14 protein-coding genes and 1 pseudogene are annotated in these 19,714 nt (G+C 60.1%); 8 read left to right on the top strand and 7 right to left on the bottom strand.

The window, feature by feature from the left end:
- The 5 genes from ACP7C6_RS11165 to aqpZ all read left to right on the top strand — a co-directional run bounded on the left by ACP7C6_RS11165 (position 1) and on the right by aqpZ (position 5,057).
- Positions 1–924 (top strand): LysR family transcriptional regulator, encoded by a 924-nt coding sequence (locus tag ACP7C6_RS11165; protein WP_305382236.1) that lies wholly within the window; start codon positions 1–3, stop codon positions 922–924.
- 14 nt (positions 925–938) lie between these two features.
- Entirely contained in the window at positions 939–1,742 is an 804-nt protein-coding gene (locus ACP7C6_RS11160; RefSeq protein ID WP_028617428.1) for an alpha/beta fold hydrolase, read from the top strand.
- 3 nt (positions 1,743–1,745) lie between these two features.
- Positions 1,746–2,309, top strand: coding sequence for a peptidylprolyl isomerase A (locus ACP7C6_RS11155; protein WP_016979352.1), 564 nt, complete (start codon positions 1,746–1,748; stop codon positions 2,307–2,309).
- Positions 2,310–2,391: 82 nt separating this feature from the next.
- The gene (locus ACP7C6_RS11150; protein ID WP_068937133.1) at positions 2,392–4,224 is read left to right on the top strand and encodes an ABC transporter ATP-binding protein; all 1,833 of its coding nucleotides are present in this window, start codon (positions 2,392–2,394) and stop codon (positions 4,222–4,224) included.
- Between the two features lie 131 nt (positions 4,225–4,355).
- Positions 4,356–5,057: an aquaporin Z gene (gene aqpZ / locus ACP7C6_RS11145; protein WP_068937134.1), complete on the top strand. Its 702-nt coding sequence runs from the start codon at positions 4,356–4,358 to the stop codon at positions 5,055–5,057.
- 12 nt (positions 5,058–5,069) lie between these two features.
- Here aqpZ and ACP7C6_RS11140 read toward each other — a convergent pair whose 3' ends face one another.
- Complete coding sequence (locus tag ACP7C6_RS11140; protein ID WP_426108704.1) at positions 5,070–6,194, bottom strand: GNAT family N-acetyltransferase; 1,125 nt, start codon at positions 6,192–6,194, stop codon at positions 5,070–5,072.
- A gap of 283 nt (positions 6,195–6,477) precedes the next feature.
- Here ACP7C6_RS11140 and ACP7C6_RS11135 point away from each other — a divergent pair, with 283 nt between their 5' ends.
- Positions 6,478–7,800, top strand: a complete 1,323-nt coding sequence (locus ACP7C6_RS11135; RefSeq protein WP_028617432.1) for a putative porin — start codon at positions 6,478–6,480, stop codon at positions 7,798–7,800.
- Between the two features lie 107 nt (positions 7,801–7,907).
- Here the strand turns inward: ACP7C6_RS11135 and ACP7C6_RS11130 are convergent, their stop codons facing one another.
- From ACP7C6_RS11130 to hrpA, 4 genes are all read right to left on the bottom strand, one after another.
- Positions 7,908–8,153: an anti-sigma factor family protein gene (locus ACP7C6_RS11130; RefSeq protein ID WP_028617433.1), complete on the bottom strand. Its 246-nt coding sequence runs from the start codon at positions 8,151–8,153 to the stop codon at positions 7,908–7,910.
- Positions 8,147–8,761 carry an RNA polymerase sigma factor gene (locus ACP7C6_RS11125; RefSeq protein WP_028617434.1) on the bottom strand — a complete coding sequence of 205 codons (615 nt, stop codon included), beginning with the start codon at positions 8,759–8,761 and terminating at the stop codon, positions 8,147–8,149. Before ACP7C6_RS11125 ends, ACP7C6_RS11130 begins: the two co-directional genes overlap by 7 nt.
- A gap of 136 nt (positions 8,762–8,897) precedes the next feature.
- Positions 8,898–10,019 (bottom strand): beta-ketoacyl-ACP synthase III, encoded by a 1,122-nt coding sequence (locus ACP7C6_RS11120; RefSeq protein ID WP_028617435.1) that lies wholly within the window; start codon positions 10,017–10,019, stop codon positions 8,898–8,900.
- A 393-nt stretch (positions 10,020–10,412) separates the two neighbouring features.
- On the bottom strand, positions 10,413–14,324 hold the full coding sequence (hrpA, locus tag ACP7C6_RS11115; protein ID WP_426108785.1) for an ATP-dependent RNA helicase HrpA: 3,912 nt from the start codon (positions 14,322–14,324) through the stop codon (positions 10,413–10,415).
- Positions 14,325–14,909: 585 nt separating this feature from the next.
- Here hrpA and ACP7C6_RS11110 point away from each other — a divergent pair.
- Positions 14,910–15,497: a hypothetical protein gene (locus tag ACP7C6_RS11110; RefSeq protein WP_068937136.1), complete on the top strand. Its 588-nt coding sequence runs from the start codon at positions 14,910–14,912 to the stop codon at positions 15,495–15,497.
- A gap of 25 nt (positions 15,498–15,522) precedes the next feature.
- Here ACP7C6_RS11110 and ACP7C6_RS11105 read toward each other — a convergent pair.
- Positions 15,523–15,665: pseudogene (locus ACP7C6_RS11105) on the bottom strand (hypothetical protein); the annotation flags it as partial.
- A 238-nt stretch (positions 15,666–15,903) separates the two neighbouring features.
- Here ACP7C6_RS11105 and ACP7C6_RS11100 point away from each other — a divergent pair.
- A complete protein-coding gene (locus ACP7C6_RS11100; RefSeq protein WP_426108703.1) occupies positions 15,904–17,781 on the top strand; it encodes a restriction endonuclease in 1,878 nt (625 codons plus the stop codon).
- Between the two features lie 53 nt (positions 17,782–17,834).
- On the opposite strand, the gene aceK is transcribed toward ACP7C6_RS11100, so the two are convergent.
- Positions 17,835–19,541 (bottom strand): bifunctional isocitrate dehydrogenase kinase/phosphatase, encoded by a 1,707-nt coding sequence (aceK, locus tag ACP7C6_RS11095; RefSeq protein WP_028617439.1) that lies wholly within the window; start codon positions 19,539–19,541, stop codon positions 17,835–17,837.
- Positions 19,542–19,714: the final 173 nt, after the last annotated feature.

Here is a 19,714-nt window from a genome sequence, read left to right as displayed (position 1 = left end):
TTGAAAGCGCCCCGCGTTACCCTCGATCAATGGCGCACGCTGCAAGCCGTGGTCGACCATGGCGGCTTCGCCCAGGCGGCCGAAGCGCTGCACCGTTCGCAGTCCTCGGTGAGCTACACCGTGGCCCGCATGCAAGACCAGCTCGGCGTGCCGCTGCTGCGCATTGACGGGCGCAAGGCCGTGCTCACCGACGCCGGTGAAGTGCTGTTACGCCGCTCCCGGCAACTGGTGAAAAACGCCAGCCAGTTGGAAGACCTCGCCCACCATATGGAACAAGGCTGGGAAGCCGAGGTGCGGCTGGTGGTGGACGCGGCCTATCCAAACGCTCGCCTGGTACGCGCGCTCACCGCATTCATGCCGCAGAGCCGCGGTTGCCGTGTGCGCCTGCGTGAAGAAGTGCTGTCGGGTGTTGAAGAGTTGCTGATGGAAGGCGTGGCCGACCTGGCGATTTGCGGTTTCAGCATCCCAGGTTACTTGGGCACAGAAATGAGCGATGTGGAATTCGTCGCCGTGGCGCACCCCGAGCATACCTTGCACCGCATGAATCGCGAGTTGAGCTTCCAGGATCTGGAAAGCCAGATGCAAGTGGTGATCCGCGATTCCGGCCGCCAGCAACCAAGGGATGTGGGCTGGCTCGGCGCCGAACAGCGCTGGACCGTCGGCAGCCTGGCTACCGCCGCCGCGTTTGTGGGCAGTGGCCTGGGCTTTGCGTGGCTGCCCCGACACATGATCGAACGCGAACTCGCCGAAGGCGTGCTCAAGCAACTCCCCTTGGAACAGGGCCGCAGCCGTCACCCCACGTTCTTTCTGTATTCCAATAAAGACAAACCCTTGGGCCCGGCAACGCAGATCCTCGTGGAACTGCTGCGCACCTTTGACACCGCCCCGTTGGACGCGCCTTTCGCCGCCCCACAGCAAGCCTGAAACGGAGTTCACGCATGGCCTGGTTCGACCACGAAGGATGCAGCCTGCACTACGAGGAATACGGCCACGGCACGCCGCTGATCCTGATCCACGGCCTGGGCTCCAGCAGCCAGGATTGGGAGCTGCAGATTCCGGTGCTGGCCAGGCATTACCGACTGATCGTGGTGGATGTTCGCGGCCACGGGCGCTCGGACAAACCGCGCGAACGCTACAGCATCCAGGGCTTCACCTTTGATCTGCTGGCGCTGATCGAACACTTGGACCTGCCACCCGCCCATGTGGTCGGCCTGTCCATGGGCGGCATGATCGCCTTCCAACTGGCAGTGGACGAACCCGCACAGGTCAAGAGCCTCTGCATCGTCAACAGCGCGCCGGAGGTGAAGGTGCGCAGTGCCGATGATTACTGGCAATGGGCCAAACGTTGGAGCCTGGCGCGCGTGCTCAGCCTGGCCACTATCGGCAAGGCGCTGGGCGACCGTTTGTTTCCCAAACCGGAGCAAACCGACCTGCGCCGCAAGATGGCTGAACGCTGGGCAAAAAACGACAAACGTGCTTATCTCGCCAGCTTCGATGCCATTGTGGGCTGGGGCGTGCAGGAACGACTTTCCAGAATCACCTGTCCAACCCTGGTCATCAGCGCCGACCACGACTACACCCCCGTGGCGCAGAAAGAAAACTATGTAAAACTGCTGCCCGATGCGCGACTGGTGGTGATCGAGGATTCCCGCCATGCCACGCCCTTGGATCAACCCGAAGTCTTTAACGCAACCCTGCTCGATTTTCTAAAGACAGTCGAAACCACTACCCAGGATCACTGACCCATGTTGAAAAAAATCGCCTTCTTTGCCGGTTCCGTTCTGTTCGCCGCCAACCTGATGGCCGCCGAGCCCGCCAAGGCGCCCCACGTATTGATCACCACCACCAACGGCGACATCGAGATCGAACTGGACCCGGTCAAGGCGCCGATCAGCACCAAGAACTTCCTGGCCTATGTCGACAAGGGCTTCTACACCAACACGATTTTCCACCGCGTGATCCCAGGCTTCATGGTCCAGGGCGGCGGGTTTACCGCACAGATGTCGCAGAAGCCGACCGAAGCACCGATCAAGAACGAAGCCAGCAACGGCCTGCATAACGTGCGTGGCACCCTGTCGATGGCGCGCACCAATGACCCGAATTCGGCCACCAGCCAATTCTTCATCAACGTCGCTGACAATGCCTTCCTCGACCCGGGCCGCGATGCCGGTTACGCCGTATTCGCCAAAGTGGTCAAGGGCATGGACGTGGTTGATGTGATCGTCAACTCGCAGACCACCACCAAGCAGGGCATGCAGAACGTGCCAATCGATCCTGTTGTGATCAAGTCGGCCAAGCGCATCGACTGAGGTCAGCAGGTAGCTCCGCGCGCAGCCCACAAGGCCGCGCGCGCATTTGAAAGGAGAGCCCGCCCCGCGGGCGTCATACCTAATGCTCTATCGTCGTTTTGAACAACTGATCGATATTTTCCGCGACGCCCCCAGCGAAGCCCCACCCGACAACGTCCTGCCCTTCTACCTCTACTACCTGCGCCAAGTGTGGCCGCATTTCGCCGCCTTGCTGGTGGTGGGCCTGATCGGGGCGCTGATCGAAGTGGCGCTGTTCAGCTACCTGAGCCGCATCATCGACCTGGCCCAAGGCACGCCGCCGGCCAACTTCTTCCAGTTGCATAGCACCGAGCTGATCTGGATGGCCGTGGTCGCCCTACTGCTGCGCCCGATCTTCGGCGCCCTGCATGACTTGCTGGTGCACCAGACCATCAGCCCCGGCATGACCAGCCTGATCCGCTGGCAGAACCACAGTTACGTGCTCAAGCAGAGCCTGAATTTCTTCCAGAACGACTTCGCCGGGCGTATTGCCCAGCGCATCATGCAAACCGGCAACTCCTTGCGCGACTCTGCCGTGGCGGCAGTGGATGCGATCTGGCACGTGGCGATCTACGCCATCAGTTCCCTGGTGCTGTTTGCCGAAGCTGATTGGCGCCTGATGATCCCGCTGGTGACCTGGATCATTTGCTACAGCCTGGCGCTGCGCTTCTTCGTGCCACGGGTGAAGGAGCGCTCGGTGATTTCCTCCGAAGCGCGCTCCAAGTTGATGGGCCGCATCGTCGACGGCTACACCAACATCACCACCTTGAAGCTGTTCGCCCATACCCGCTATGAGCAGGAATACGCCAAGGAAGCGATCATCGAACAAACCGAAAAAACCCAGTTGGCTAGCCGCGTCGTCACCAGCATGGACATCGTGATCACCACCATGAACGGCCTGCTGATCGTCACAACCACAGGCCTGGCGTTGTGGCTGTGGACGCAGTCGCTGATCTCGGTGGGCGCAATTGCCCTGGCCACGGGTTTGGTGATCCGTATCGTCAACATGTCCGGCTGGATCATGTGGGTGGTCAACGGCATTTTCGAGAACATCGGCCAGGTGCAGGACGGTCTGAAGACCATCGCCCAGCCACTCGCCGTGATCGACCGCGAGAATGCCCCGCGCTTGAGCGTACCTCGGGGCGAAGTGCGTTTCGAACAGGTGGATTTCCACTACGGCAAGAAGAGCGGAATCATTGGCGGCCTGAACCTTGAGATCAAGGCCGGTGAAAAGATCGGCCTGATCGGGCCGTCGGGTGCCGGTAAGTCGACGTTGGTCAACCTGCTGCTGCGCCTGTACGACCTGCAAGGCGGACGCATCCTGATCGATGGTCAGAACATCGCCGACGTCGCCCAGGAATCCTTGCGCGAACAGATCGGCATGATCACCCAGGACACTTCGCTGCTGCACCGCTCCATCCGCGACAACCTGCTGTACGGCAAGCCGGATGCCACCGATGAAGAACTCTGGGCCGCCGTGCACAAGGCGCGTGCCGATGAGTTCATCCCGTTGCTGTCGGATTCCGAAGGCCGTACCGGGCTGGATGCGCATGTCGGTGAGCGCGGGGTGAAGCTCTCCGGCGGGCAGCGTCAACGCATCGCTATCGCCCGCGTGCTGCTCAAGGACGCGCCGATCCTGATCATGGACGAAGCCACCTCCGCGCTGGATTCGGAAGTGGAAGCGGCCATCCAGGAGAGCCTGGAAACCCTGATGCAGGGCAAGACGGTGATTGCGATCGCGCACCGGTTGTCGACCATTGCACGGATGGACCGCTTGGTGGTGCTGGAGAAAGGCCAGATTGCCGAGAGCGGCAGCCACGCCGAGTTGCTGGCCCATGGCGGGCTGTATGCGCGGTTGTGGCAGCACCAGACTGGAGGTTTTGTCGGTATCGACTAACCCCTCGCTCCTACACTTTTGCTGCAACCCTGCTGTAATCAGTGCAGTGCCCAGAAGGGCGCTGAAGTAAATCTGCAGGGAGCATCACTGATTTACGGATCCGGTAGAGCGATCTATCAAGGACGGGCGGCATGTCTTTGTTCAAGCGTTCAATCACAGAGGGGCTAGGTACATTTTGGTTGGTGTTGGGCGGTTGTGGGAGTGCGGTGCTTGCCGCAGCGTTCCCTGCAGTCGGGATTGGATTGTTGGGCGTGTCCCTGGCATTCGGGCTCACGGTGCTGACCATGGCGTTCGCCATCGGGCATATCAGCGGCTGTCACCTCAACCCGGCAGTGTCGGTTGGGCTGGTTGTGGGCGGACGGTTTCCGGCCAGGGAACTGCCAGCGTACATCGTGGCGCAGGTGGTCGGCGGTACGATCGCCGCTGCGTTGCTGTATTTCATTGCCAGCGGCAAACCGGGGTTCGAACTCGCGTCGGGCCTGGCGTCCAACGGTTATGGCGCGCATTCACCCGGCGGCTATTCGATGGCGGCGGGGTTTGTGAGTGAGCTGGTAATGACCGCCATGTTCGTGGTGATTATCCTCGGCGCCACCGACCGCCGTGCCCCAGCGGGCCTTGCGCCCATCGCCATCGGCCTGGCGCTGACACTCATCCACCTGATCTCCATCCCCGTCACCAACACGTCAGTCAACCCGGCCCGCAGCACCGGTCCGGCCCTGATCGTCGGCGGGTGGGCGATCCAGCAGTTGTGGATGTTCTGGCTCGCGCCGATCCTTGGCGCGGGGATCGGTGGGGCTACCTATCGATGGCTGGGCAAGGAAGAGCCGGGCTGACGCAACAGGGGTTCAGCCCTGCCGATAAGGCAGGGCTGCCCTCGCCTCCTCAGCATACGCCACGATCCCCACCCGCTCGCGCTCGAGGAAATCTTCCACGGCGTTCTTCAATCCCGGATGGCGCAAGTAGTGCCAGGACCGCGTGATCACCGGTTCAAACCCGCGAATCAATTTGTGCTCGCCCTGTGCCCCCGCGTCGAAGCGTTGCAGGCCGTGGGCGATGGCGTAGTCCATGCCTTGGTAGAAACAGGTTTCGAAATGCAGGCGGTCGAACTCCGCCAGACAGCCCCAGTAGCGACCGTAGAAGCTGTCGCCGCCGATCAGGCTGAAGGCCATGGCCACCGGGCGGGTGCCTTGTTTGGCCAGGACCACGCGAATCGCTTCGGGCATGCGCTCGGCCAGCAGGCTGAAGAACGCGCGGGTCAGGTAGGGTGATTGGCGGCGCACCGCGTAGGTGTTGGCGTAGCAGGCGTAGACGAAATCCCACTGGGCCTCGCTCAGTTCATGGCCTTGCAGCCACTCGAAGTCGATGCCCTGCCCTGCCACTTGTTCGCGCTCTTTGCGCATCTGTTTGCGCTTGCGTGAACTCAAGGCATCAAGGAAATCCTGGAAGTCGCGATAACCCCGGTTCTGCCAGTGAAACTGACAACCCAGGCGCTGCAGCCAGCCCGGTTGTTGGGCCAGTGCCATATCGGCCAGTTCGTCAGTGAAGTTGATGTGGGCACTGGAGAGCCCTTCGATTTCCAGGTAACCCGGCAGGCTTTTCAGCAGTTCGACCCCCTCCTCTGCACTCGCCGCTAACAGGCGTGGCCCGCTGACGGGGCTGAACGGCACGGCAGTCAGCAGCTTAGGGTAGTACTCAATGCCAGCCCGCTCGCAAGCATCCGCCCAGCCGTGATCAAACACGTACTCGCCGTAGGAATGCCACTTGCGATAACTGGGCAGTGCCGCCACCAGCCGATCACCTTCCCAATGCAGCAAATGCTCCGGCTGCCAGCCCGATTGCGGGCCCAGGCTGGCGCTGCCTTCCAATGCGCTCAGGAAGGCGTGCCGTACGAACGGCTGGGCCTGTGGCACCAGCGCATCCCAGGCTTGCGGGGCGATCTCGGACAGGCTGTCCAGGCGTTGCAACGGCATCGGCATCCTCACTGGTTTGGGGCGTGAAAGCCTGGCGAGTATCGCTGATTGCCGGCCTTGGCACACCCCCGTTTCGCGCGACAAGGCTCTAAACCAATAGTTCCGAACGTGAAAAATTTGTCATCTAGATGACATCACTTCGCCACTGCTCCGTCATAAACGATCGTGATACTGACGCCTGTTTTTAGAGCGCCTGGTTCTACCCGGCGGCTATTTTTCCGTCCGTCATCGGTCGGTTGTGTCCTGGATGGTTTGCCATCCCTCCTCACCTTCGGAGATTGATATGCGTCTTGCTTCCACTAAAACTGCGGCGGTCCTGTGCGGCGGCCTGTTACTGGCCCTGAGCGTTCCGGCCAGCGCCGCAGTCGACGCTAAATTGCTCGACATGCTCAAGGCCAACGGCCAGATCACCGCGGCGCAGTACACTGAACTGCAAAGCGAATTGGCCAAAGACCAGAAAGAACAGCAGATCGCACGGCAAGCTCAACAAGAGACCAACGAACAGATCGCGGCCACCGCGAAGAAAACCAATGAGCTGAGCAGCTTTGACCAGAAGCTGGCCTGGGCGGCCAAGACTCAGTTCAAGGGTGACGTACGTTTCCGTCAGGAAACCGTGAAAATCCAGGGAGAATCCAACAACGGCGGCCGCGACAAAGACCGTCAGCGCATCCGTGCCCGCCTGGGCGCCTACACCGAGATCAACTCGCAAGTCGACACCGGTATCCGCATTGCCACCGGTAGCAGCGACGATGCGCGCTCGACCAACCAGGACCAGGACAACTATTTCGACAAGAAGTCGATCTGGCTGGACCTTGGCTACATCGACTACCACCCGGACCAGATCAAGAACCTGCACGTGATCGGCGGCAAGATGCTGCAACCGTGGGTGAACATGGGCGACGTCATCTGGGATAGCGACATCAACCCTGAAGGCCTGGCCCTGACCTACAAATACCCGCTGGGCAGCAGCGCCGAACTGTTCGGCAGCCTCGGCAACTACAACCTCAAGGACAACGTCGACGGCGACGGCGTGCAGTTCCGTCACGACCTGCGCCTGACCTCTGGCCAGTTGGGCACACGCTTCTCGGTCACCGACAACCTGAAAATGACCCTGGGCGGCAGCGTCTACGCCTACCAGAATGACAAGGACAGCCGTTGCACAACCACCACCACGCCTTGCGCACTGGCGGTCAACGGCAACTCGGCCGACAACCAGTTCCGCCTGTATGAAGGCTTTGCCCAAGCCGACATCGGCGGCCTGGCTGTACCGCTGGCGTTCTACGGCCAGTACGTGAAAAACAACGACGCCGTGACCGACCAGGACACCGCCTGGCTGATCGGCGCCAAGTCGAAAGTGTTCGGTTTCAACCTGGACTACAACTACCGCGACATTCAGCGTAATGCCGTGGTGGGTGCCTTCACCGACTCGGACTTCGCCAACGGCACCACCGGTTCGCGCGGTCACAAGATGAAGGTCAGCTACGACATCGACAAGAACTTCGCCCTCGGTGCCACGTACTTCCTGACCAAGGCCGACTACGCCAGCCGCACCCAGCGTGACGCCAACACCAACACCCTGCAGTTGGACGCAGAAGCCAAGTTCTAATAGTCAGTGTTGAAAGCCTCGGGCCAGGACGGCCCGGGGTGGCTGTAACAGTCTTGCGTGGGTGGAGCGGTCCCCATCATCCGTCCGATCCATCCACGTGAACCTGCTTAATCCCCGCCTTTGTGATCCTTGAGTCGTTCTTCAGCCAAGCGCTGCGCCAAGGCCTCCACACCCTCTACCGGCTCATCCGGCATTATCTTCAGCGTCGCCTGCATCAGGCGCATCTGGCGGATAAACCGGCGACAGTTCGGGCAGAACATCAGGTGATGACGCACCAGCAGACGCTCGCGAAAGGTCAGTTGCCCATCGAGATAGTCACTGGAACGTGCCACTTGTTCTTTACAGGTCAACATTCGCCCGTTTCCTCAAAATGCTCCACCGTGGCGAAGACTTTAAGCCGTGCTCGATGCAATAGCACACGGACATTGGAGAGCGACAGCGTCAGAAGATTACAGATCTCTTCCAACTCCAGCCCCTGGCGTTCACGTAGCACCAGCACGCTGCTTTGCAATTCAGACAAACTCAGCAACGTATGCTCCAGGCACTTGCGCAGCTCATCCTCGGTCAGCAAGGCTTCCGGGGTGTCCTGATGCCAGGCGTAGGGGGCGACAGCCCAGTGGCCATCATCCGGGGAGAAACGGTCATCGCCAATGGTGCCATGGGGCGAAGGCAGATCGTCGAGCAACACTTCGCGACGATTCTGCTTGTAGCGCCCCTTGGCGGCGTTGGCGGTGATGGTCAGCAGCCAGGTCTTGAGGCTGGAACGCCCTTCGAACCTGGCCAGGTTGCGCACCACCGACAGCCACGCGTCTTGCACGACTTCGTCGGCGTGACGCTGGCCGACGATGGCATAGGCCACCGCCCGCATGGCGCTTTGGTAGGTGGTGACCAATTCCTTGTAGGCCCGCTGCTCACCCTTGAGCAGGCGTTCAAGCAGGTGCGTGTCGTCCGCTGCTGCCATCGTTTACCTCGATTTCACTCTGGAAACCCGATCCCTGTGGGAGCTGGCTTTCCTGCGATGCAGGCGCCACGGTGCGTCATTTACACCGCAGGGATATCATCGCCGGCAAGCCGGCTCCTACAGGGAACGAGGCAGATCAGCGTTTGCGCAAAATCACGCTGCCGATCGAATAACCCGCACCAAACGAGCTGAGCACCGCCACGGAACCCTTGGGCAAATCATCCTGATACGTGTGGAACGCAATCACCGAGCCCGCCGAACTGGTATTGGCGTAAGTATCGAGGATCACCGGCGCTTCTTCCACCGAGGCTTCGCGACCCAGTAGTTTCTTCACGATCAGGTGGTTCATGCTCAAGTTGGCCTGGTGCAGCCAGAAGCGCTTCACATCGGCTACGTTCAACTGGTTTTCTTGCAAATGCACGCCGATCAGCTCGGCCACCATCGGGCACACATCACGGAACACCTTGCGGCCTTCCTGTACGAACAGCTTGTCGGGCGCGCCGATGCCTTCTTCCGCCGTGCGGTTGAGGAAGCCGAAGTTGTTGCGGATGTTGTTGGAGAACTTGGTCAGCAGCTTGGTGCTCACCACGTCGAACTGGTGCTCGGAAGTCGCCAGGTCGGCGCGCTCCAGCACCACGGCAGTGGCCGCATCACCAAAGATGAAGTGGCTGTCACGGTCGCGGAAATTCAGGTGGCCGGTGCAGACTTCCGGGTTGACCATCAAAATCGCCCGCGCCTGGCCCAACTGGATGCTGTTGGCCGCGTTCTGGATGCCGAAGGTAGCCGAGGAACACGCCACGTTCATGTCAAAACCAAAACCTTCGATACCCAGGGCTTCCTGCACTTCAATGGCGATGGCCGGGTAGGCACGCTGCAGGTTGGAGCAAGCGACGATAACACCGTCGATATCGGCGGCGGTTTTGCCGGCGCGTTGCAAGGCTTGTTCGGCAGCGCCGACGGCCATCTGGCAGAGCACAGACCATTCGTCGTTGCTGCGCTCGGGCAGGCGCGGGGCCATGCGCTGCGGGTCGAGAATGCCGTCCTTGTCCATCACGAAGCGGCTCTTGATGCCGGAGGCCTTTTCGATGAAGGCTGCGCTGGATTCGGTCAGCGGCTGCACATCACCGCGCTCGATGGCGGCGGCGTTGTCGCTGTTGAACTGATGCACGTAGGCATTGAAAGACTGCACCAGCTCTTCGTTGGAGATGCTGTTGGCCGGGGTGTACAGGCCAGTGCCGCTGATGACGACGTTATGCACGGTCGTTCCTCTAAATCTGTCAGGCAGAAGATATTGGTACCGTCGTACCAAACTGTAAGTAGTCCGATTCCGCACCGCGGACACCAAACTGGCATCGCTTTATTCCTTCGCGTCGCATCCCTTCACGACGATCCCGGCATTTATAGGCGCGAAGTTTGCCACAAACCCCGATATTTGGCGCTATCTGCCAGATAAACACCCTTATCAGAGGCTTACACACAACCCTGTGGTGAGCGAGCTTGCTCGCGCTGGGGCGCGAAGCGACCCCATTCCAGGCCCTGTGGTGTTTCAGCAATATCTTGATTGCCTGTAAGAGGGGCCGCTTCGCAGCCCAGCGCGGGGCAAGCCCGCTCACCACAACAAGCTCGCTCACCACAGAGGATCTACGGGGGGTCAGGGCTCTACCTGGCTCCATTGCTTGCTCAAGCGCTTGTCGGAAATCGGCACTTTAGTGCCCAGTTGCTGGGCAAACAACGACACCCGGTATTCCTCCAACCACCAGCGGTAAAGTTCTAGCTGGGGGTCGCGCTTGCCTTCCTGGGCATGTTTTTTCAGGCGATTCTCGTACTGCGTCCACAAGCCTGCCAGCTCGCCGCTCCACACCCGATCCTTTTGCACCTGGCTCGGCAGTTTTTCCAGGCGTAACTCGATGGCCTTGAGGTAACGCGGCAGCTCCTTGAACCACTGCGCCGGGGTTTCCCGCACGAAACCGGGATACACCAAATTGCTCAGCTGCTGCTTGATGTCGTTCAGGGCCACGGCCTGGGCGAGGTCAATCTTGCCTTTGAAGCGTTTTTGCAGGCCGTGCCACAGCTTCAACACATCCAGGGTCAAGCGCGCCAAGCGCTCGGCGTGCTCGGTCCAACTGCCGCGCTTGCGCTCGGCCAAAGCGGCCAGACCAGCACCATCACGCGGCAGGCTGGTTTCGCCTTCGAGCACGCAGGTGTCGAGGCTGGCCAGCAGGATGTCTTCCACCAGCGCATCGATACGCCCCAGTTCGCGGTACATCAGGCCCAACTCGGTCAGGCCCGGCAATTTGCCGCGCAGGAATTTCGCCGGTTCCGCCAGTTGTTGCATCAGCAAACGCTGCAAGGCGCGGCGATGCTGGAACTCCGCCTCGGCGGCCGTGGAGAAACGCCCTTCCTTGACCGTGCCGCTTTCTTCCACCAACGCTGGATACACCGTCATCGACAGACCGGCGATCTTCTGTTGGGTCTTCTCCGCCACCGCCGCAAACACCTTGGCTTCCACCGGTTGTTGGCTTTTCGCGGTTTGCGGCACGGCCAGGGCGGCCTGGCTCGCCTCGGCAAAACGTGCGGTCAGTTCGGCCAGGTCGCGGCCTTCGCCGAGGAACTTGCCCTGGCCGTCGACTACTTCCAGGTTCATCTTCAGATGGCTTTCGACCTGCTGCGCGGCTTCGGCCCAGGCTTCATCGCTGACACGCGCACCTGTCATGCGCAATAACTCACGGCCCAATGCCTGGGGCAAAGAGCCCTGGCCGAATTCGATGCGTTGCAGCGCGGCTTTGACGAAGTCCGGCACCGGCACAAAATTCTTACGCAGCGCCTTGGGCAGGTTGCGCACCAGGGCGATGCATTTGGCTTCGATCACCCCCGGCACCAGCCATTCCAGACGCTCTGGCGGCAACGCCGGCAGCAGTGGCGCCGGAACGCGCAGGGTCACGCCGTCACGCGGGTGGTTGGGTTCGAAGTGGTAACTCAAGGCCAGTTCCAGGTCGCCCAGGTGCAGGGTGTCCGGGTAATGCGCGGCGGTGACTTCACTGGCTTCGCGAGCCAGCACGTCTTCTTCGCGCATGATCAGCAGTTGCGGGTCTTTCTGGCTGTTGACCTTGTACCAGCTGTCGAAGGTCGCGGTCTGGTGGATCTCCGCCGGCAACCGCGCATCGTAGAAGGCGAACAGGGTTTCTTCATCGGCCAGGATGTCGCGACGACGCGCCTTGGCCTCCAGTTCGTCGAGTTGTTCCAGCAGTTGCTGGTTGGCGGTAAGGCACTTGGCCCGCGACTGGATCTCGCCACGCACCAGGCCTTCGCGGATAAACAACTCGCGCGACACCACCGGGTCGATCGGCCCGTAATGCACCGGCCGGCGTCCGACCACAATCAGCCCGAACAGGGTGATCTGTTCAAAGGCCACGACCTGGCCGCGCTTCTTCTCCCAGTGGGGCTCGAAGTGGTTTTTCTTGATCAAGTGCCCAGCCAGCGGCTCGATCCAGTCGGCGTCGATCTTGGCGACCATACGCGCATACAGCTTGGTGGTTTCCACCAGTTCGGCGGTCATCAGCCATTGCGGACGCTTCTTGCCGATGCCCGAGGACGGGTGGATCCAGAACCGCCGCTGGCGTGCGCCGAGGTAATCGCCGTCTTCGGTCTTCTGGCCGATCTGGCTGAGCAGGCCGGACAACACCGCCTTGTGCAGTTTCGGGAAGTCCGCCGGCTCTTTGTTGACCGTCAACTGCATGTCGCTGCAGATCAGGCTCAGCTGGCGATGGGAATCACGCCACTCGCGCAGGCGCAGGTAGTTGAGGAAGTTCTTGCGACACCAATTGCGCAACGGGCTGGCCGTCAGTTCCTGGCGCTGCTCTTCGAAACCGCGCCACAGATTGACCAGGCCGGCGAAATCCGAATCCGGGTCTTTCCACTGCGCGTGGGCTTGGTCAGCAGCCTGCTGACGTTCCGGCGGACGCTCGCGCGGGTCCTGGATCGACATGGCACTGGCGACGATCAGCACTTCCTGCAAGCTGCCAAGCTTGGCGGCTTCCAGCAGCATGCGGCCCATGCGCGGGTCCACCGGCAGGCGAGCCAACTGACGGCCCAATGGCGTGAGCTGACTGTTGCGGTCCACCGCCGACAGCTCTTGCAGCAAGTTGAAACCGTCGCTGATAGCCTTGCCGTCCGGCGGCTCGATAAACGGGAAATCGGTGATCTCGCCGAGGCGCAGGTGCAGCATCTGCAAGATCACGGCGGCGAGGTTGGTGCGCAGGATCTCGGGGTCGGTAAATTCCGGACGCCCGATAAAATCCTCTTCGCTGTACAAGCGGATGCAGATGCCCGGCTCGACCCGGCCGCAACGGCCCTTACGCTGGTTGGCGCTGGCCTGGGAGATCGCCTCGATCGGCAGGCGCTGCACTTTGGCGCGGTAGCTGTAGCGGCTGATGCGTGCGGTGCCGCTGTCGATCACATAACGAATGCCCGGCACGGTCAGCGAGGTTTCCGCGACGTTGGTCGCCAACACCACGCGCCGCCCCGGGTGGGACTGGAAAATGCGCTGCTGTTCAGCCGGCGACAGGCGCGCGTACAGCGGCAGGATTTCGGTGTGCTTGAGCTGGGCCTTGCGCAGCATGTCGGCGGCGTCGCGAATCTCGCGCTCTCCGGGCAGGAACACCAATACGTCACCAGGACTGCGTCGCTCGCTGCGTTCATAAGCAGCGATTTCATCGAGGGTGGCGAGGATCGCCTGGTCAACAGTCAAGTCGTCCTCGACGCGGTTGCCCTCTTCATCCTGTTCCAGGGTCAGCGGGCGATACCAGGTGTCCACCGGGAAGGTACGACCCGAGACTTCGACAATCGGCGCATCGTCGAAATGCTTGGAAAAACGCTCCAGGTCGATGGTCGCCGAGGTGATGATGACCTTCAGGTCCGGACGGCGCGGCAGCAGGGTTTTCAGGTAGCCCAGCAGGAAGTCGATGTTCAGGCTGCGTTCGTGGGCTTCGTCGACGATGATCGTGTCGTAGCGTTCCAGGTAGCGATCGTTCTGGGTTTCCGCCAGCAGGATACCGTCGGTCATCAGTTTGATCAGGGTGTTGGAATCGCTCTGGTCTTCAAAACGCACCTGATAGCCCACCAACGCGCCCAACGGCGTGGCCAACTCTTCGGCGACCCGGCTGGCGACGCTGCGGGCCGCGATCCGGCGTGGCTGGGTATGACCGATCAGGCCGAACTGGCCACGACCGATTTCCAGGCAGATCTTCGGCAACTGGGTGGTCTTACCCGAACCGGTCTCACCGGCAATGATCAGCACCTGGTGCTTGTTCAGCGCGGCTTTGATCTCATCACGCTTGGCCGCAATCGGCAGGCTGTCGTCATAACGGATCACCGGCAGGCTGGCACGCCGCGCCGTGACTTGGGCGCAGGAAGCCTGCATGCGCGCAACCCATTGCGCCAACTTTTCCTCGTCGGGCTTCTTGCGCAGCTCAAGCAGTTGCCGCCGCAAGCGGTGGCGGTCGGCGAGCATGGCGTGATCGAGGGTTTTGAGCAGTTGGTCGATGGTGGGTGCTTGGTCGGTCATCAGGGTGGCAAAGGTCTTCTGGGTGAGGCAGGGCACGCCTGCATAACTGTGGACGTAGAAAAGAGGAGCGATTGTCGCAGATTTCGACATTCCTGGAGACGCTCAGTCAGTGACCGGCCGCATAACGCCGCCTAATCAACATATTTCTTACACGAGAAAGTCGCTCATCCGACCATTTCACAGTGCAAATCCGATGGTTTGAGTGCCGTACACAGGATCAAATCAACCCGCCAGAAACCTCTGGCAGATCACTGTATCGCTTATGAAACCGGAGCTTTTATGCCTATCGATTCGACAAATAGCCAACCTTATCTACCCAGCTACTCTGCATCCCTGCAGGCCCAACCGCGCTCGGCAGCGTCGCAACCACCGCCCAAATATGAGTTCCCGCCCGCCTACACAGAAAAGCCGTCGTCCAAAGCAGCCCCGCAGACCGCCTCGACACCGCCCACTAATTTGACGGCCAATCGAATCTCGAATTTCCACACGGCCACTCAGGCAGTACGAGGCATGAATTTCATGAGCGGCCTGTAACTCAGCGGCAAAAACCTGATTGATATCGCCTCTAACGCCCGAGGAATTCTTATGCCCATTGACGCCAGCCGCTACTACAACGCATCCATCCAAAACCTGCATAGTTACGCCAACAAATACCAGGACATTGCACCTGTATCCGATCCGGCGAACGGTTCCTGGACCTCAAACCCCTCTGGACCTTCCTATGCCTCCAAGAGCTATCCAAGGCTACCCAATACGAAGGCGAGAGACTTGGGCGCTGAGCTGCATCTGGCGGGAGCGGCTACAAACCCCCGAAACTCCACGGCAACGGTGACACCCGTAAAAAAGCCAGAGGATCTGAATATCGCGAAGACACCGAATACGGTTACCAAGTTTATCGTGACGGGAGACGGACAGATGGCGATCGCCAACATCAGTAAAAACGTAGCGCCAAAAATGATATCCCACCCCGCCACCGCCGAACTGGGCGTCGGTGCCGGGCAGTCGAATAACATCGTCAGTGCCGGCTACTTAAAGCAAACCATGACCGGGAGAACTCACTTATCCAATACCTCGGGCCACTACCGACCCACAAAGGAGAATATGAGGCCCGCCCAGGATTACTTGGAAAATATCGGCGTGAAGTCGACCAAAAGCCAATTCGGTATTTTCTGAAGATTGATCAATCCGTAAATCAAGTTCATGAGCAGTGATCGCGCTCCTTGCGCCGGTACGGAAACACATCGATCACCTTACCGGCGCGAATTGCAGCCCTTTCCAGTAATCGGCGTTGTACAACTCGCCATGCAGCTCATCGAACACCCTGCGCTGACCAGCATCGGCTGGACTTCAAGGTATTGATTCATTCCACAGGCAAACCGTACGTCAAACTGGGCGCCATCAATCCGCTAAAAGACAGCAATAAACAGCGGGCGTTAGTTGCCGAACTGACTACCGATTTATTCAATATCTACACTGATTTGAGAAACAATCTGCCCCTTCACCACATGACCGCTTCACACCAATAACAAGGACGAGTTCTTAATGCCTGCGGATGAGGCCTTTTGAAAGGATTATCCTGATGCTACTCGGTAAATCGCTGCATGAACCACAGCCCCAAAGAGCGAACGCTGTACAGCCGGCCGCAACCCAGGTCGGCACCCAAGCCGTTGGCGATGCCGACAAACCGTTGAGCCCTCACCGAGTGCGTGACCTGACATTTGTCGGCACCGGCAGCAGCGTGGCTTATCTGGTCAACGAATTGAACCACCGGTTTTCGACGAATAGTCACGCAACCCCTCTGCACGGAAAAGTCAGCATCATCGGCAAGGAAGATCCCTGGCTGCCCAGTGTGCGAGGCCAGGGCTACATCAATCATCAACGTGAAATCATCGACCAATGGGGCCCTACGGTACCCTGCTATAACCCTGGCTACGCGGACCGGGGCGAGTTTGCAGCGCGGAACCGACAACAGTTGGACCGGGCACAGGCATTGGGGGCGGAATATCTACCGGCGCAGGTCACAGGCATCAACCAACTGAAAGACGGTCGCTATCAGATTCGCCTGGAAAACGGCCAGGCTATAGAAAGCCGGCAGGTAGTGTTGGGCATGGGGGCCGGGCCGCACACCAGCGTATGGAACAACGACAGCGCACAGACTTTGGCGGAGAAACGTCTAGGCAATATCCGCCTGCACCAGCAAGAGGTCTTGCGGGGCAACGTCATGGACCTGGATGAGTTTATGCGGGCCACCGACAGCCGCCCTGAACAGTTCGCGGGCAAGAAGGTGGTGGTGCACGGCCCCAACGCAGGTATCGATGCGGTCGAACGCGCGGGAGAACTGGGCGCACAAGTCAATTGGCTGATCCGCAGTACCAAGCCGGTGCTGCTGGACGGCCACCAGCTGAAGTTTGCACCCCAGGTGGCCAACCACCACTTGGTGTCGGTGGACGCGCTCGACATCCATCCGAACCCCACCCCTGGTGGCGCGCCGTTGCAACTGAGGTACAGTGTGCCCACCGGCGAGAGCCAGGCGCCTCGTCAAACCCTCGACGCCGACTACTACGTCTATGCCCTCGGACAGGACATTCACAAGCCGGGAAGCGCCGGTGCCGTCTTGGGCGACTTGTTTGGCAAGCTCGAACCCGTTTACGACTACGATCAGGTCTATAGCGACCAGCCCTTCAAGACCGTTCTCGGCCTGCAAACCCGCGGCAGCAACAGCGATAGCGGCCTGCTCATTGTCGGCGCCGCCGTCGCGCAGTTGGCAGCCACTGTCCAGCACAGCTACCTGGACCATGCAGCCGACCGAATTTTCCAACAACTGGAAAAGCTTCCAGGCGCCGCTGGCGAAGCACTCTCACGTCTTATCGTGGAGGACGCAAACACCCAAGACATCCAGGCACACATACAGACATGGGCGGCCGACACCCCAAGCACACCGCGTATGCAGACATTACTCAACTCGGTCGCGGACTACCTGGCAGCCCGCGAGTACTTCCAACAACAAGCTCAGAAAAAAGGCCCGCGTGGGGTGGCGCAAGAAGTGGAAAACCAGACCTTGAACCAGGTGCCTTCAGTGATCGTCTCTCCACAGTTGGGTACGGTGAAAGCCTCCGTCGCCGCACTCTCAGGATTGATGCCGGCCTACGTGGCACAAGGCGAAAACAACTTCACCGCCGATGATCGCACGATGCTGCGCGCAGGCATCGCCCACCGATACCCCAACATCGGCAATGCCACGGCCAGCCGTTTCATTGATGAGGTCTTGCACCTGCGGCATCTGGATGACCAGGCGTTCAGGGCCAAGGCAACGGCCGAAGGGGGCAGCGCAGCGCCGGTGCAGACACCTGTCGTCGGCGTACCTGACGCCGTCAGGAAAAACTATAGCGCCTACTTGCAAGCCAAGAACGACGGTGCCGACGACACACCGCTCATTCGCCAGTGGTTGCCAGGCTAACTCGCCACATCGGGGCAGCGGCTTGCCTGTTGCCTCGTTCGAGTTTTGGTGCTTTACGTCGATTTGCGCCGATACGGAAACACATCAATCACCTTACCGGCACGAATCGCCTCCTGCAGGCCTTTCCAGTAATCGGCGTTGTACAACTCGCCATGCAGCTCATCGAACAACTTGCGTTGGCCAGCATCCGCAAACAGGAACGGCGGGAACTCCTCGGGGAATACATCCAGCGGGCCAATGGAGTACCAGGGCTCCGAGGCCATCTCATCCTCGGGAGTACGCGGCGCGGGGATGTGGCGGAAGTTGGCTTCGGTGAGAAAGCAAATTTCATCGTAGTCGTAGAACACCACGCGGCCGTGGCGGGTGACGCCGAAGTTCTTCAGCAGCATGTCGCCGGGAAAGATGTTGGCCGCCGCCAGTTGTTTGATCGCCAGGCCGTAGTCTTCCAAGGCTTCACGCACCTGGGCGGGGTTGGCGTTGTCGAGGTAGAGGTTGAGCGGCGTCATGCGCCGTTCGGTCCAGCAGTGGCGGATCAACACCGTGTCGCCTTCGACTTCGACGGTGCCAGCGGCGACTTCCAGCAATTCGGCGAGGCATTCGGGTTCGAATTTGCTCAGGGGAAAACGGAAATCGGCGAACTCCTGGGTGTCAGCCATGCGTCCGACCCGATCGACGCTTTTGACCAGGCGGTACTTCTCGATCACCGTGGCGCGGTTGACGTTTTTCGACGGTGAGAAACGGTCCTTGATGATCTTGAACACGGTGTTGAAGCCCGGCAGGGTGAACACGCTCATGACCATGCCACGCACGCCAGGGGCCATGATGAATTGATCGTCGGTGGTCGCCAGGTGGTTGATCAGAGCGCGGTAGAACTCCGACTTGCCGTGCTTGTAGAAACCAATGGAGGTGTACAGCTCTGCGACGTGCTTGCCCGGCAGGATGCGCTTGAGAAAGCCGATGAATTCCGCCGGCACCGGCACATCCACCATGAAGTAGGAACGGGTGAACGAAAAGATGATCGACACATCGGCTTCATCGGTGATCAGTGCGTCGATCTGGATGCCTTGCCCTTCGCGATGCAACAGGGGGATCACCAGCGGCCATTGTTCGTCGCGGGTGTAGATGCGTCCTACCAGGTAAGCGCCTTTATTGCGGTAAAGCACCGAGGAAAACAGCTCGACCTTGAGGTCTGGATCCTTGCACACCCAGTCCGGCAAGTTTTCCCGCAGTTGGGCTTCAAGGCGGTGCAGGTCGCCGGCCAGGTCCGCGTAGGGTTCGCTGAAACGGTAGTCGGCAAAGATCTGCGCGAGCATCTCCGGGATTTTTGCGGCGGGCGTGTAGGTGCGCGTCTGCGCGGCCCGTGCCCGGCGCAGGCTGGGCCGGGTGGTGTGGATAAACATGCAGCCGTCGCTGATCAGGTCGTGGCTGAACAGTCCGCAGAAGATCGAGTTGTACCAGGTCTCGGAGAGTTCATCATCGAAACGCAGATCGATCAGACCGATGTAGGCGCTTTTCACCACGGGCCACTGGTCAACATCGAGTAATGCTCCGTCATCAAAGCTACTGCGCAAACGCGCAATCACTTCACTGACCTTTTCTTCATAGAGGTTGATCCGCGCCGCCGACGCCGCCTGCCCCTGCTGCCACTGGGCCTTCTCAAAACGCTCGCGGGCGCCGTCGGTGATCTGGCGGAAGTGCTCACGGTAATCGTCGAAGCCATCGAGGATCATCTGGGCGACTGCGAGGGCGGATTGCGACATGCGGGAAACCTCTACGGGCATCTGGAAGCCCTGAGCTTAGCCAGTGTACGAGAACACGAGAAGGGTCATTTTTTGCCCTGCCTTGTACAACTTCGCTCATTTCGTACATTTATTTTCAATTTCTTTAATTCGACCATTCGGTCAATAAACGCACCATAAAGTCACACTGCGTT

Origin of the sequence: Pseudomonas sp. TWR1-1-4, assembly GCF_049897165.1 — a bacterium.
GTDB lineage: Bacteria > Pseudomonadota > Gammaproteobacteria > Pseudomonadales > Pseudomonadaceae > Aquipseudomonas > Aquipseudomonas canadensis.
This window is presented reverse-complemented; position numbering and strand designations above follow the sequence as displayed.

Excerpts from the sequence above, each read along its gene's own strand:
- ACP7C6_RS11160 (WP_028617428.1), top strand. The coding sequence starts at position 939 with ATGGCCTGGTTCGACCACGAAGGATGCAGCCTGCACTACGAGGAATAC.
- ACP7C6_RS11155 (WP_016979352.1), top strand. The coding sequence starts at position 1,746 with ATGTTGAAAAAAATCGCCTTCTTTGCCGGTTCCGTTCTGTTCGCCGCC.
- ACP7C6_RS11150 (WP_068937133.1), top strand. The coding sequence starts at position 2,392 with ATGCTCTATCGTCGTTTTGAACAACTGATCGATATTTTCCGCGACGCC.
- aqpZ (WP_068937134.1), top strand. The coding sequence starts at position 4,356 with ATGTCTTTGTTCAAGCGTTCAATCACAGAGGGGCTAGGTACATTTTGG.
- ACP7C6_RS11140 (WP_426108704.1), bottom strand. The coding sequence starts at position 6,194 with ATGCCGTTGCAACGCCTGGACAGCCTGTCCGAGATCGCCCCGCAAGCC.
- ACP7C6_RS11135 (WP_028617432.1), top strand. The coding sequence starts at position 6,478 with ATGCGTCTTGCTTCCACTAAAACTGCGGCGGTCCTGTGCGGCGGCCTG.
- ACP7C6_RS11130 (WP_028617433.1), bottom strand. The coding sequence starts at position 8,153 with ATGTTGACCTGTAAAGAACAAGTGGCACGTTCCAGTGACTATCTCGAT.
- ACP7C6_RS11125 (WP_028617434.1), bottom strand. The coding sequence starts at position 8,761 with ATGGCAGCAGCGGACGACACGCACCTGCTTGAACGCCTGCTCAAGGGT.
- hrpA (WP_426108785.1), bottom strand. The coding sequence starts at position 14,324 with ATGACCGACCAAGCACCCACCATCGACCAACTGCTCAAAACCCTCGAT.
- ACP7C6_RS11110 (WP_068937136.1), top strand. The coding sequence starts at position 14,910 with ATGCCCATTGACGCCAGCCGCTACTACAACGCATCCATCCAAAACCTG.
- ACP7C6_RS11100 (WP_426108703.1), top strand. The coding sequence starts at position 15,904 with ATGCTACTCGGTAAATCGCTGCATGAACCACAGCCCCAAAGAGCGAAC.
- aceK (WP_028617439.1), bottom strand. The coding sequence starts at position 19,541 with ATGTCGCAATCCGCCCTCGCAGTCGCCCAGATGATCCTCGATGGCTTC.